Annotated in this window: 13 protein-coding genes and 1 tRNA gene; 1 reads left to right on the forward strand and 13 read right to left on the reverse strand. The window is 45.9% G+C overall.

Annotation, left to right across the window (positions count from 1 at the left end; genetic code table 11):
* Window positions 1-75 precede the first annotated feature (75 nt).
* From QZ157_RS00145 to QZ157_RS00165, 5 genes are all read right to left on the reverse strand, one after another.
* A complete protein-coding gene (locus QZ157_RS00145; RefSeq protein ID WP_295140199.1) occupies window positions 76-681 on the reverse strand; it encodes a hypothetical protein in 606 nt (201 codons plus the stop codon).
* A gap of 110 nt (window positions 682-791) precedes the next feature.
* Window positions 792-1607 (reverse strand): adenylosuccinate lyase, encoded by an 816-nt coding sequence (locus tag QZ157_RS00150; RefSeq protein ID WP_295140202.1) that lies wholly within the window; start codon window positions 1605-1607, stop codon window positions 792-794.
* A gap of 35 nt (window positions 1608-1642) precedes the next feature.
* Entirely contained in the window at window positions 1643-2365 is a 723-nt protein-coding gene (locus QZ157_RS00155; protein WP_295140205.1) for an arginyltransferase, read from the reverse strand.
* Window positions 2359-2580, reverse strand: a complete 222-nt coding sequence (locus QZ157_RS00160; RefSeq protein ID WP_122867930.1) for a hypothetical protein — start codon at window positions 2578-2580, stop codon at window positions 2359-2361. The genes QZ157_RS00155 and QZ157_RS00160 overlap by 7 nt, the downstream gene beginning before the upstream one ends.
* On the reverse strand, window positions 2573-4039 hold the full coding sequence (locus QZ157_RS00165) for an acetyl-CoA carboxylase subunit A (protein ID WP_122867933.1): 1467 nt from the start codon (window positions 4037-4039) through the stop codon (window positions 2573-2575). Before QZ157_RS00165 ends, QZ157_RS00160 begins: the two co-directional genes overlap by 8 nt.
* 276 nt (window positions 4040-4315) lie before the next feature.
* Between QZ157_RS00165 and QZ157_RS00170 the strand changes: the two genes are divergently transcribed.
* A tRNA-Arg gene (locus QZ157_RS00170) sits at window positions 4316-4392 on the forward strand.
* 308 nt (window positions 4393-4700) lie between these two features.
* Here the strand turns inward: QZ157_RS00170 and QZ157_RS00175 are convergent.
* From QZ157_RS00175 to QZ157_RS00210, 8 genes are all read right to left on the reverse strand, one after another.
* On the reverse strand, window positions 4701-5480 hold the full coding sequence (locus tag QZ157_RS00175) for a MetQ/NlpA family ABC transporter substrate-binding protein (RefSeq protein WP_295140209.1): 780 nt from the start codon (window positions 5478-5480) through the stop codon (window positions 4701-4703).
* Between the two features lie 188 nt (window positions 5481-5668).
* Entirely contained in the window at window positions 5669-6442 is a 774-nt protein-coding gene (locus QZ157_RS00180) for a MetQ/NlpA family ABC transporter substrate-binding protein (protein ID WP_295140211.1), read from the reverse strand.
* A gap of 153 nt (window positions 6443-6595) precedes the next feature.
* Complete coding sequence (locus tag QZ157_RS00185; RefSeq protein ID WP_295140212.1) at window positions 6596-7369, reverse strand: MetQ/NlpA family ABC transporter substrate-binding protein; 774 nt, start codon at window positions 7367-7369, stop codon at window positions 6596-6598.
* A 257-nt stretch (window positions 7370-7626) separates the two neighbouring features.
* Window positions 7627-8301 carry a methionine ABC transporter permease gene (locus tag QZ157_RS00190; RefSeq protein ID WP_295140214.1) on the reverse strand — a complete coding sequence of 225 codons (675 nt, stop codon included), beginning with the start codon at window positions 8299-8301 and terminating at the stop codon, window positions 7627-7629.
* A complete protein-coding gene (locus QZ157_RS00195; RefSeq protein WP_295140218.1) occupies window positions 8301-9257 on the reverse strand; it encodes a methionine ABC transporter ATP-binding protein in 957 nt (318 codons plus the stop codon). Before QZ157_RS00195 ends, QZ157_RS00190 begins: the two co-directional genes overlap by 1 nt.
* 43 nt (window positions 9258-9300) lie before the next feature.
* Entirely contained in the window at window positions 9301-10287 is a 987-nt protein-coding gene (locus tag QZ157_RS00200) for a diaminopimelate dehydrogenase (protein ID WP_295140221.1), read from the reverse strand.
* Window positions 10288-10347: 60 nt separating this feature from the next.
* Window positions 10348-10491 carry a hypothetical protein gene (locus QZ157_RS00205; protein ID WP_002952601.1) on the reverse strand — a complete coding sequence of 48 codons (144 nt, stop codon included), beginning with the start codon at window positions 10489-10491 and terminating at the stop codon, window positions 10348-10350.
* Window positions 10492-10531: 40 nt separating this feature from the next.
* A complete protein-coding gene (locus QZ157_RS00210) occupies window positions 10532-13153 on the reverse strand; it encodes a valine--tRNA ligase (protein WP_295140226.1) in 2622 nt (873 codons plus the stop codon).
* Window positions 13154-13235 lie beyond the last annotated feature (82 nt).

Here is a 13235-nt window from a genome sequence, read left to right on the forward strand (position 1 = left end):
GGTAAATTTTCCCTAAATATCAAAATTTAGCCGAAACTTCGACGCGGCAAGGCGCTTTTGTTATTTTGATTAAATTTAGCCGTTTTGGTTTTTGGATTCAAAAAATTTGTAATAAAGCATATAAATTAATGATGTCAGTAAATATATTCCTATGCCAGAAAAAATACCCTGAAAAAGCGGTATATACTGAAATATCTCAAATTTGGTCGCAAAATCTATATAAAAACGCGGCCATCCTATAAAAGTAACGCCGCCGGTGACGATGTAGCCCGTGTAATACACGTATATCGCAAAAAAACCGAATATAAAGCTCAATACGAGTATTTTCCAGTTTAGTTTTTCTATACCCTCGCGATCGCCTATATCCGTGTCCATAAATACGGTGTACATGCAGGTAACGTAAAATACCATCTCCGCCGCCCAAAGCAGCCCCAGTACCCACATATAGCTCGTGTAAAATTCGATCTCCTCTTTAAACGGGCTCACATCGCTAAAGATTTGGATATTCGGAAAGTACTGCTTCATAAAATTTACGAACTCGCGGCAAATCTCGCAGCGAGAAAGGATGTCGCCAGGTATGATAAAAATGCCGAGGGCAAATAAAAAATAGACCGCCACAATGATGTTCGTAGCGACCTTGTCGTGGGTTTTACAATATTTATATAAAAAACTTTCTTGCAAAGTCGTCTCCATATCGTTTAAATTTAGCCAGCCGAGGCAGGGTTTACGTCCGCGCGGCTAAAACGCAAATTTGATTTAGCGTCAAATTTGCCCAAATTTGAAAGACAAATTTACTCCGCGCCCGACTCAAGCTCCTTAAAATACGGCTTCAAGCTCTCATAGGCGTTTTGGATACGCTGAAACTGCGTTTTGCACTCGTCCAAAAGTTCGGGGCTAAGCGCGGCGTGAAAGTCTGGATGATAGGCTTTGACAAGCTCCAGGTAGCAGTTTCGTACCTCCTCGAAGCTATCGTTTTTATCGCATCCAAGCACCGTAAAATGATCCTCAAAAAGGCTAGCAAGTGTTGCAAATTTGGCCTCGTTTTTCTTGGCGCAGATTTTGATGCGTTTTTTAAATTTTTCAAATTCCTCTTCGTTATAGTTAAAGATGATCGAAAATTTCATGTATTCGCTTTTGTTAAACAGCTCTTCCAGGCGCGCGCACTCGCCCAAATTTGCGATATTTAGGGCGATTTGACCCTCGGCGGATAAAATTTGCTTTGACTCAAAGCCCTTGATGATATGCGAGATGAAGGACTCGTTTGAGCGATCGAAGCTAAATATCGCGCCACCCCGCACGAAGGCGACGTCGACGAATACCATGGCTTTGAGCGAGTTTGGTTGGATGTAGTGGAGTTTGATGGTTTTATACTCGGCGAAGTTTAAATTTACGTTTTTTAGCTCGTATCTTTGGCAGAGTTTTTTTAGAAATTTGACGAAATATTTGCGCTGAACCTTCTCGTTTTCGTCGTAAAACGACATCACTTTGCCTTTTTGCCCCAGCGTCTTGGCGAAGTTTCGCTTTATGAGCGCTTGCAGCTCGAAAAACAGATCGGCGTCCGAGGTTTCTATGCTTAGAGATTCTAGATTTTGACTTACTTTTATCAAATTTTGCCTTTATAAAACGCACTTGAAAGCATTTTTTATTCCGCTTTTTCCCACACGGGCGTTTCATCTAGCGCGACGTATTCGCGCAGGCGCTCGTAGGGCTTGTAGTCAGCCTTATAAGCTAGGCTAGGGCAGTCTTTGACGTAGTAGCCTAGATATATCCAGCGTAAATTTAGCTGCTGTGCGAGTAAAATTTGCTGATAGAGCGAGTATCTGCCGATACTAAGGTCCGCAAAATCAGGATCGTAATAGCAATAAACCGCCGAGATACCGTCGCTAAGGATATCGACTAGATCGACGCCGATGAGCCGGCCGTCTGTAAAATACGCTATCTCCTTGCCAAACTCCGCATGCCCCGCGACGTAGAGCTCGTAGTAGCGGCGAAAATCCAGCTCGTAGTACTTCCACTCGCGCTTTTGCTGCATAAATTTATGATATTTTTTGTATAACGCCACGTGCGCGTCGTCTATGAGCGGCTTTGTGAGGATGATTTTGGTGTTTTCGTTTTTGCGTATCGTACGGCGGGCGGATTTGCTAAATTTAAAATTTAGCGCATCGACCCTGATATTTACGCACTCGCGGCAACCCGCGCAGTTTGGCTTAGAGAAATATTTGCCAAAGCGCCTAAAGCCGCGCCTAGCTAGAGCGTCGTTTACGGCAAAGTCGCAGCCGTCTATGTAGCGATACTCCATGCGCGAGTCCCTGTCCTTGAGGTAGGGGCAGGGGCTAGGCAGGGTGGAAAACGGCACGACTAGCACTTTTTGATATCCGCGTCCTTGACGTAGGCTAGAAACTCGTCACGCAAATTTTGCTCTTTGTGCGCGATGGCTTCTTCTTTGCTGAAAGTTTTTGGCTCAGGCTTTAAATTTTGCTTTGCGACATTTTTGGCGGCTGAATTTGAGCTCAAATTTGCATTTTGCTCCTTTTGCAGCTCTTTTTTTATATCCTTTAAACTATCGAAAAAATCATTCATCCGCGTGCTCCTCTTTAAATTTCCTAGCGTCTTTTACTCTTTGTATCGCGGCGGCGATGGCGGCGATTACCTCTTCGTTGTCTTCGTTGTCTTTGGTTTTCATCTTTTCTAGCAGGGTAGGCATCTTGTTTTCGACGTATGACGTGTCGAAAAATCCTCGCCTAAAGTCGCGCTCCTTACTGATGCTGAGCAAAAACGGGATCGTGGTTTTGACGCTGCCTTCGATCGTAAACTCATCCAGCGCGCGTTTTAGTTTATTTACGGCTAGATCGTAGCTAGGGGCGCGGACGATGAGTTTAGCCAGCAAGCTATCGTAAAACGGCGGTATCTGATAGTCTTTATATAGATGGCTATCCACGCGAACGGAAGGGCCTAGAGCAGGGTAGTAGCCGCTGATCTCGCCGGGACTTGGGATAAAGTTTTGCCATGCGTCCTCAGCGGTGATACGAGCCTCGATCGCAAAGCCTTGCGTGATGACGTCGCTTTGCTCCATATCTAGGATCTCGCCCGCCGCGATGCGGATCTGGCGCACGATGAGATCCACGCCCGTGATCTCCTCGGTCACGCCGTGCTCGACCTGGATACGGGTGTTCATCTCCATAAAATAAAAGTTGTTGTAATCATCGAGCAAAAACTCGATCGTGCCGGCGTTGGTGTAGTTTACGGCCTTTGCCGCGGCGACTGCGGTCACGCCCATGCTCTTTCGCAGGCTTTCGCTCATCGTCGGACTCGGCGCTATCTCGAGGATCTTTTGGTGGCGGCGCTGGATCGAGCAGTCGCGTTCGGCCAGGTGGATGATGTTGCCGTATTTATCGCCTAAAATTTGAAACTCGATGTGGCGCGGATTTACGACGTATTTTTCCATAAAAACTTCGTCGTTGTTAAAAAACGCCTTAGCTTCGCGCGTGCAGCTTTCAAAGCTAGACTCTAGCTCCTCTTCCTTCCATACCACTCGAATACCGCGTCCGCCGCCGCCGCCGCTAGCTTTTAGGATGACCGGGTAGCCGATACGTTCGGCGTATAGTTTGATGTTTTCTATCGTTTCGTTGTTTAGCTTTTCGGTGCCAGGCACGATAGGGATACCGTTTTTATTCATCAGATAGCGAGCGATGTTTTTATTGCCCATTTTGCGGATGACGTCGGCGGTAGGTCCGATGAAAACAAGCCCCGCATCCTCGACCTCTTTGGCAAATTCGTAGTTTTCGCTCAAAAATCCGTAGCCCGGGTGTATCGCGTCTGCGCCGCAAGCTTTTGCTACCTCGACGATGCGCTTGGCGTCTAGGTAGCCCTTGATCGGGTCGATGCCGATCTGATAGGCCTCGTCGGCTATTTTGACGTGCAGGCAGTCTTGATCGGGCTTGGTGTAAATGGCGACGTTTTTGATGTGTAGATCTTTGCAGGCGCGGATCACGCGAACGGCGATCTCTCCGCGGTTTGCGATCAAAATTTTATGTATCACTTGGCTTTCCTTTCTTGTCGTTTTCTGAATTTTACTCTTTTTTGCTTGCTGATGCTTGAAATTCGTTATTTATGCTATATTTATGGCGTAAGATAACATAAAGATTTTTTATAGACGATTAAATGCGGCAAATTTAGCGCATAAATTTGAAATTTTATATACTCGCGGTAAATTTAGCGCAATAAAATAAGCGAAAAAATGAAATTTTTGTAAATACATCAAAATTTATGAAAGATTTAAGAAACCTTTGGCTATACTTCACATTTCTTTTAAAGTGCGCTCGTAGCTCAGCTGGATAGAGCATTTGATTGCGGTTCAAAAGGTCAGGGATTCGAATTCCTTCGAGCGCACCACTATATCTCTAAAAACAATAAAATTCCCTATATTACAAGTACTTACATTTAACTTAGCTTTAAATAATTTTAATTTTGCGCGCAACCATATTTTACATTCTATTAGAGGAAAGTGCGATGGAAAAATCTAAAATTATTGCAGTTTTGGATGATATTTTAGTATCTAGTAGGGCATGGACATTTTGCTTAAGTTTTTAAAAAGTCTGCTATACGCGTGGATTATGAATAAGAAAAATAAATTCACTTTTAGAGTTTAAGAGATATCGTGCATGATTAATCGTATAAAAGCCGGCCTTGAGCCGGCTAAATCAAAACACGGGCAGGATCGCCCCGTCGTATCTTTTTAGGATAAACTCCTTCGTCTCGGGGCTGGTTGCGGCTTTAACCAGGGCTTTGATTTTCGGGCTGTTTTCGTTGCCCGCTTTGACCGCGATGATGTTGGCGTAAGGGCTTTCGGTACCTTCGATAGCTAGCGAGTCTTTTTTAGGATTCATGCCGATATCAAGGACGAAATTCGTGCTTATAGCGGCAAGATCGACTTCGTCCAGAGTGCGAGGTATCTGCGCACCCTCAAGCTCGACGAAATTTAGGCGCTTTGGATTTTTCAAGATGTCTTTTGGCGTGGCTAGCTCAGCACTCTTATCTAGCTCGATGAGGCCTGCTTTTTGCAGGATATTTAGCGCTCTGTTGCCGTTAGTAGGATCGTAGGCGATCGCGACTTTAGCGCCGTCTTTTAGCTCACTTAGGCTCTTTATCTTTTTTGAGTAAAAGCCCAGCGGCTCAAGATGTATCGCCGCGGCGGTTATCAGGGTCGTGCCTTTTGTTTCATTGTGATTTTTTAGATACGGCCAGTGCTGAAAGAAATTCGCGTCCAAATCGCCGTCTTGCGTTGCTAAATTCGGTATCGAGTAGTCGTTTATCTCTTTGATGACTAGATCGTAGCCCTCTTTTGCTAGGATGGGTTTGATAAACTCCATGATCTCTGCGTGAGGTACGGGCGAGACGGCTACTAGGATAGTGTGATCTTTGTCTGCTGCATAGAGGTTAAAGGCTAGCGCCAAACTTGCTAAAATTTTAAAAACTTTCATTATATTTTCCTTTTTATTTTGAAAAACGGCGCTAAAAAGGTAAAAGCTTTTACGCCGTTTTATTTTTGGAGATTTTTTTCGACTATTTTTTATTTTTTCAAATTTGAGCCCTAAAATTTAAATAAAAAGCGTCTGTAACGATTTTAAAAACTAAATTTTCGATGGCAAATCAGTCAAATTTGGCGCGATCAGAAGCTCGGTATCACCGCGCCTTGATAGCGCTTTACGATAAAGTCTTTAATCTCGGGAGTTAGTATCGCTTTATCTAGAGCCTTGATTTTCGGATTATTTTCGTTGCCGGCCTTGGTCGCTACGTAGTTGGTGTACGGGCTATCTTTATCCTCGAGGATTATCGCGTCTTTGGTCGGTTTGAGGCCGACATCCAGGGCGTAGTTTACGTTGATAAACGCTAGCGCGACGTCGTCGAGAGAGCGTGGCGTCTGTGCGGACTCCATCTCTTTAAATTTGAGATTTTTCGGATTTTCTATGATATCTAGCGGGGATTTGTATTCACCCTCTTTAGCCTTTACGATGCCGGCTTTCTCGAGCAAATTTATCGAGCGCGTCGAGTCTGCGGCGTTGTTTGAGATAGCGATAATATCGCCGTCTTTTAGCTCGTCTAGGCTTTTTATCTTTTTAGAATACGCGCCCATAGGCTCGACGTGAACGCCCACGGTCGGCACGATGTGAGTGCCTTTGTCTTTGTTAAACGACTTCATATACGGCAGGCCTTGGAAGTAGTTGGCGTCGAGTTCGCCGTTTTCGACGGCGATGTTTGGGATCACGTAGTCGTTAAAAATTTTGACGTCGAGCTTGTAGCCCTCTTTTTCTAAGATCGGCTTTACGACCTCTTCTAAAATCTCGGCGTGAGGTACGGGAGATGCGCCTACGGTGATGGTTTTGTCGTTAGCATACAGGCCGCTAGCTAAAAGCGCGCCAAGAAGTATTTTTGAAAATTTCATTATTATTCCTTTTTTGATAAAAAACGGCGCTAAAAAGGTAAAAGCTTTTACGCCGTTTTGTTTTAAGAGCGGTCTCTAAACTAAATTTGGATTCGTTGTTTCGTTAAATTTGCCCGCGCCGCTCTAAATTTGAGCGGGCGGGGCTAAATTTGATTAAAATGTCGGGATTATCGCGCCTTTATATTTTTCCTCGATAAATTTCTTTACCTCCGGGCTCGTGACGGCTTTGTCTAGAGCTTTGATTTTCGGGCTATTTTCATTGCCGACTTTGACCACGACGTAGTTGGTGTACGGGCTATCTTTACTCTCAAGCACGAGCGCGTCTTTGGTCGGGTTTAGGTTGGCGTTTAGAGCGTAGTTCGTGTTGATAACGGCGATGGCGACGTCATCTAGCGTACGAGGAACTTGGGCGGTCTCGATCTCTTCAAATTTTAGCTTTTTTGGGTTTTCCGTGATATCAAGCGGAGTTTTTAGAGGATTGTCGTTTAGCTTTATTAGACCTGCGCTAGCTAGCACGTCAAGCGCGCGGCTCTCGTTTGTCGGGTCGTTTGGTATCGCTACGGTGCTGCCGTCTTTTAGCTCTTTGATATCTTTTATCTTTTTAGAGTAAACGCCCATAGGCTCGAGGTGAACGCCAACTGTTTTAACTAGATGAGTGCCTTTGTTTTTGTTAAATTCCTCAAGATACGGCAGGTGCTGGAAGTAGTTAGCGTCTAGATCGCCGTCCTCGGTGGCTAAATTTGGAGTAGAGTAGTCGTTAAATTCTTTGATCTCAAGAGTAAAGCCATCTTTTGCAAGGATAGGTTTTACGACTTCTAAAATTTCAGCATGCGGAACCGGCGTAGCGCCTACGACGATTTTCTCGGCGGCATTTACGACGACCGTTAGGCTTAGAGCAACTAGAGAGTATTTGAGTAGATTTTTCATTTTATATCCTTTTTAAAATTTGGCTAGCATTTAAAAAAAGGATATGAGCGGAGGCTTAAATTTCTTTTTAAATGCTTAGCGAGACTAAGCGCTTAAAAAGAAATTTTGCGCTTAGCGTTAGTCTTTCGACGACTTAAGTTCAGTGAAGCGACGCATTTCGCACATATCTGATTTCATTTTCTATCCTTTCTTTGTAAAATTAATTTCGGGATTTTATGCAAAAAAAGTTTAAAAGAAAATAAAATCAGACGTAAAAATCATTTCTTTGTGATCTTATAAATAAAATTTCCTAATGATTGGAAAATTTGAACCATTATGATTAAAATCACGACGGTATAAAGCATGATATCGGGGCGAAATCTCTGGTAGCCGTAGTTTATCGCAACAGACCCAAGTCCGCCGCCGCCGACCGCGCCCGCCATCGCCGAAAAGCCGATAATGACGATAAGCGTGAGCGTGATAGAAGCTACGATGCCGGGCAACGCCTCTACAAACATCACCTTAAAAATGATCTGAAAATTTGAGCTACCAAAGCTCCTAGCGGCCTCGATGATGCCTTTATCGACCTCTTTTAGCGCGCTCTCTATGAGCCTAGCGATAAACGGCGCCGCGCCGATAGTAAGCGGAACGATAGCCGCGGTAGTGCCGATACTGGTGCCCACGATCAGGCGCGTGAGCGGGAAAAGCACGATGATGAGGATGATAAATGGAAAGCTTCTTAGCGTATTTACCGTAATATCAAGCGCGATAAATAGCGGTTTATTCGGCTTTAGACCGTCCTGCGCCGAAAGCACGAGCAATATAGCAGGCACTAAGCCTATCAAAAACGCTAAAAGCGTCGAAACCACGCTCATATAAAGCGTCTCGCCGATGGCCGGGAGCAAAATACGCTCGAAAACGTCGGGAAATTTAGAAAAATCTATGTCAAACATCACGCCACCTCCCATAATACGCCGCTTTGCTTGATGTACTCGGTCACGCGCGCTTCGTCTTTAGGATCGACGTTGATGACGAGCGAGCCTAGCACGTTTTCGTTTAGCTTCTCAAGCTTGCCCCAGACGATGTTAAAGTCGATATTTAGCGTGCGCGCCATGTGCGTGATGACGCTGTTTTGAGCGACTTCTTTCGGGAAAAAGAGCCTGATATTTACGCCCTCGCTCGGCAAAATTTCATCCTCGCCGAGGAATTCCTTCATCTTTTCGTCGGGTTTTAAAAATAGCTCCTCGATCGTGCCGCTGCCGATTATCTTGCCGCTTTCTAGCAGTACTGCGCGGCGCGCGATGCTTTTTACGACTTCCATCTCGTGCGTGACTAAAACGACGCTGATGTTTAGCGTTTGATTGATCTGTTTTAAAAGCTCTAGTATCGAATTTGTCGTATTTGGATCAAGCGCCGAGGTCGCCTCGTCGGAGAGTAAAATTTTTGGACTTAGCGCAAGAGCGCGGGCGATAGCAACGCGCTGTTTTTGTCCGCCGCTTAGCTCGCCGGGGTAGCTTGCGGCTTTGTTTGCAAGGCCGACTAGCTCTAGCAGCTCGCTTACTCTTTTTTTGATATCGCTATCTGAGTAACCCCAAAATTTAAGCGGAGTCGCGACGTTTTCAAACGCCGTTTTTCTCGCCATCAGCGCAAAGTGCTGAAATATCATTCCCACATCTCGCCTAAGTTCTCTTAGCTCTTTATCTTTTAGCGCCGAGATTTCTTTGTCAAATACCTTTAGGCTACCGCCTTGATAGTCCTCTAGGCCGTTTATGCAGCGAAGCAGGGTAGATTTACCTGCGCCGCTGTGGCCTACGATGGCGAAAATTTCGCCTTTTTCTACGGTTAGGCTGACGCCGTCTATGATCTGCGTCGCTCCGTAAAATTTCTTTAAATTTTCTATTTTTATCACTCAAATTTCCTCGTTCATAATTCCGCCGAAGCGCTACTAAAATTTATAAAATTTCGCGCCTTAGCTCGTCTGTGCTCTTTGGCGAAAGAAGTGCCGGAGCGATGTCAAACACGCTAAACGCGCCGCACTCGCCTTTTTGCGCCAAGCGATACGCCGCTCGGGCGTAGGCTACGAGCACGCTTGCGGTAAATTCCGGATTTGAGTCAAGCTTGAGCGAAAACTCGATCAAGTGTTTATTTTCGCCATGCTCGCCCGTCGCGCCGCTTCGCAGGACGAAGCCTCCGTGAGGGATGCCGCCGTGCTCTTTTTTTAGCGTTGCAAGATCTATAAAATGCACGCTCGTGTCGTAGTCGGCGAAGTAGTTTGGCATCGTTTTTATCTCTTTTTCTATGCGCGCTTTATCGGCACCCTCTTCGGCTACGACGTAGCACTCGCGCAGATGTTTTTCGCGCGTGCTAAGTTTTGGGTTTTCACCCGCGCGAACTCGCTCAAGAGCGCTTTCTATCGGCACGGTGTATTGGCGCGCGTCCACGACGCCCTCTATCCTGCGGATAGCGTCGGAGTGGCCTTGACTCACGCCTTTGCCCCAAAACGTATAACTACTGCCGTTTTCCAGCACGCTCTCGCCGAACAGTCTATTTAGCGAAAACAGTCCCGGATCCCAGCCAACGGCGATGATGCCAACTTTTCCGCCCGCTTTGGCTGCGGCGTCTACGGCTGCGAAGTGCTCAGGGATTTTCGCGTGCGTATCGAAGCTATCGACGACATTGAAATTTAGCGCAAACTCAGGCGTCTGCGTCGGCAGATCCGTCGCGCTACCGCCGCAAAGCACCAAAACGTCAAATTTATCCTTGTGCGATAAAATTTCATCCACGCTAAACACCGGCGCGCCGCATGTTTTTACTTCGTTTGGATTTCTGCGGCTAAAAACTGCTGAAAGCTCTAAATCCTTGCTATTCCTTGCGGCAAGCTCTACGCCGCGACCTAAATTTCCATATCCCAAAACCGCTATTTTTATTTTTTCGTTCATTTTTTATCCTTGATAAATTTTAAAATTTAGCGCGTAAAACGACGCGCCGCTGATTAAATTTCACTTCATCAGCAAATAATAAATTACGTATATCCAACTTAAAAATCCGTGAATTATCGCCCACAATATGCTTTTATTAGCTCCCCACGATAGCGCGACGGCTATGACCGTGCCTAGCGTAAATCCACCGATACTGCCTTTCATTTTTTCTCCTTGATTTAAAATTTAGGTTCAAACGAGCGGACTACTCGCCAAACGCCTTTAGCTCGTCGCATACTTTGGCGAATTTTTCCTGCGCGCTTTGCAACCCTTCGCGGTTGGCTTCAACCACGGCTTGCGGAGCGGAGGCTACGAATTTCTCGTTATTTAGCATACTTGATAGCTTTGCTATCTCTTTTTCTAGTTTGGTTTTTTGCGACCGCAGTCGCATGATCACAGCACTCATATCCACGCCTTCAAGCGGCACGAACGCCTCTAAATTTTCGCTCACGTCGCGCGCTGCGTTTTCTATTTTAGCGTCGCAAAACTCGATCTGTTCGCATTTAGCTAGCAGCGCGATATAGTTTGTCGCCTCGGTCAAATTTTCGCTTCCGTTTAGCTTGATGAAAGCTTTTGGGATTTTTGAGTTGCCTTGCTCGATAGTCGCCTTTGCGCGGCGTATAGCCACTATGGCTTCGATCACCAGCTCAAAGGTCTTTTCTATCTGCAAGTCGCGCTCATTAGCCTGCGGATACTCCTCTATCATGATTGAGCTTGCGCTTTCTAAATTTGAGCCGCTAAGCTCGTGGAAAAGGTATTCGGAGATAAACGGCATAAACGGACTAAGTAGCCTCATCGCCTCTTTAAATATCGCTCCAAGCTCCCTTACGCTGCCTTTATCGGCTTTGCTAAGCTCGATGCCCCAGTCGCAAAACTCGTCCCATAAAAATTTATAAATCGCATTTGCCGCGTCGTTAAAGCGGTAGGCGTCGATGTTCTCTCGCACTTCGCGCACGCACTCGTTAAAGCGGCTTAGCATGTATTTACCGAGTTTTGTTTCGATTTTGGCGTCGCTTAAATTTGCAAATTTAGACTCGTTTAGCAGTAGATATTTGCTCGCGTTGTAAAGCTTGTTCGTAAAATTTCGCACGAGCTTCATCTTTTCGTCGCTTAGCTTTATGTCGCGCCCCTGTACGGCTAGCAGCGCAAGCGTAAAGCGTAGGACGTCGGCGCTGTATTCGTCTATGCTAACGAGCGGGTCGATGACGTTGCCTAGACTTTTGCTCATCTTTCTGCCTTGCTCGTCTTTAACCAAAGCGTGCAGATAGATGTCGTCAAACGGCAGCTTGCCTAGCGCGTTTTCGCCCTGAAACATCATTCTGGCCACCCAGAAAAACAAGATATCAAAGCCCGTGATAAGCAGGTTGTTTGGGTAAAATTCGGCCAAATCGCCGTCAAACCATTTCTCGTTTTTTAGCTCCTCGCCGTTGCCCCAGCCAAGCGTACTAAACGGCCAAAGTCCCGAGCTAAACCAGGTATCAAGTACGTCCGGGTCTTGATGGAAATTTGCGCTTTTGCATTTTGGACACTGCGTCGGATCGCCTTCGTCCGCCCACTCGTGTCCGCACTTATCACAGTAAAATACCGGGATCTGATGTCCCCACCATAGCTGGCGCGAGATACACCAGTCGCGAAGCTCGCGCATCCAGGCGTTAAAGCTGTTTATCCAGTGAGCCGGGTAAAATTTAGCTAAGCCTTCGCCGACCTTTGCGATCGCGTCGTCTGCGATCTGTTTTTTGACGAACCACTGTTTTGAGATGTATGGCTCGACGACGTTTTTGCAGCGGTAGCAGTAGCCGACTTGATTTTCGTAGTCTTCGATTTTCTCGACGTTTCCGAGCTTTTCTAGTTCTGAGACGATGACGTCTCTAGCCTCTAGTCGCTCAAGCCCTTTAAACTGCGCACACTGCTCGTTTAGTATGCCTTTTTCGTCAAAAACGGTGATAAATTTTAGATCGTGTCTTTTGCCGACCTCGTAGTCGTTAGTATCGTGCGCGGGAGTAACTTTAACCAGGCCTGTACCAAACTCCATATCGACATGTTCGTCGGCGATGATCTCGATCTCGCGACCGATTATCGGCAGGACGACTTTTTTGCCGATCAAATTTTTATAGCGTTCGTCGTTTGGATTTGCCATGACGGCAGTGTCGCCGAAGTAGGTCTCAGGTCTGGTGGTTGCTACAACGACAAATTCGCTTGGCTTATCCGCAAAATAATATCTCAAATGATAAAGCTTGCCTTTGTTTTCCTTATGCTCGACCTCGATGTCAGAAAGCGCGCCGTCGTGCGTACACCAGTTTATCATGTAGTTTTCGCGTACGATGAGCCCTTTTTCGTAGAGATTTACGAAGGCTTTTTTGACCGCTTTTCTTAGCCCTTCATCCATCGTAAATCTTTGGCGCGACCATGCAGGCGAGATGCCTAGTTTGCGCATCTGATGCACAATCATACCGCCGCTTTTTTCTTTCCATTCCCAGACTTTTTGGACGAAATTTTCGCGTCCAAGCTCTTCTTTTTTGATGCCTTGATTTAGCAGCTGCTTTTCAACGACGTTTTGCGTGGCGATACCTGCATGATCAAGGCCCGGCTGCCACAGCGTTTTGTAGCCGTCCATTCTTTTGTAGCGCGTCATTATGTCTTGCAGGGTAAAGGTTAGCGCGTGCCCGATATGAAGCGAGCCCGTTACGTTTGGGGGCGGCATCATGATGCAAAATTTACGGCCGTCTTTGCGGATGTTTTTGTTCGCGTCTATCTCGAAATATCCGCGCTCTTCCCAAATTTTATAAAATTTATCTTCTATCTCTTTTGCGTCGTAAAATTCCGCCATATTTTATCCTTAATAATCGTTTAAAAAATGTCGGATTTTACTACAAATTTGCTAATAGTATGTTTAAAATAGGTTGTTTTTA

Origin of the sequence: uncultured Campylobacter sp., from assembly GCF_905372745.1 — a bacterium.
Taxonomy (GTDB): Bacteria; Campylobacterota; Campylobacteria; order Campylobacterales; family Campylobacteraceae; genus Campylobacter_A.

Bases quoted from the DNA above. Each gene is read 5' to 3' on its own strand.
- QZ157_RS00160 (WP_122867930.1), bottom strand. From the start codon at position 2,580: ATGAATGATTTTTTCGATAGTTTAAAGGATATAAAAAAAGAGCTGCAA.
- QZ157_RS00175 (WP_295140209.1), bottom strand. From the start codon at position 5,480: ATGAAAGTTTTTAAAATTTTAGCAAGTTTGGCGCTAGCCTTTAACCTC.
- QZ157_RS00180 (WP_295140211.1), bottom strand. From the start codon at position 6,442: ATGAAATTTTCAAAAATACTTCTTGGCGCGCTTTTAGCTAGCGGCCTG.
- QZ157_RS00185 (WP_295140212.1), bottom strand. From the start codon at position 7,369: ATGAAAAATCTACTCAAATACTCTCTAGTTGCTCTAAGCCTAACGGTC.
- QZ157_RS00190 (WP_295140214.1), bottom strand. From the start codon at position 8,301: ATGTTTGACATAGATTTTTCTAAATTTCCCGACGTTTTCGAGCGTATT.
- QZ157_RS00200 (WP_295140221.1), bottom strand. From the start codon at position 10,287: ATGAACGAAAAAATAAAAATAGCGGTTTTGGGATATGGAAATTTAGGT.
- QZ157_RS00205 (WP_002952601.1), bottom strand. From the start codon at position 10,491: ATGAAAGGCAGTATCGGTGGATTTACGCTAGGCACGGTCATAGCCGTC.
- QZ157_RS00210 (WP_295140226.1), bottom strand. From the start codon at position 13,153: ATGGCGGAATTTTACGACGCAAAAGAGATAGAAGATAAATTTTATAAA.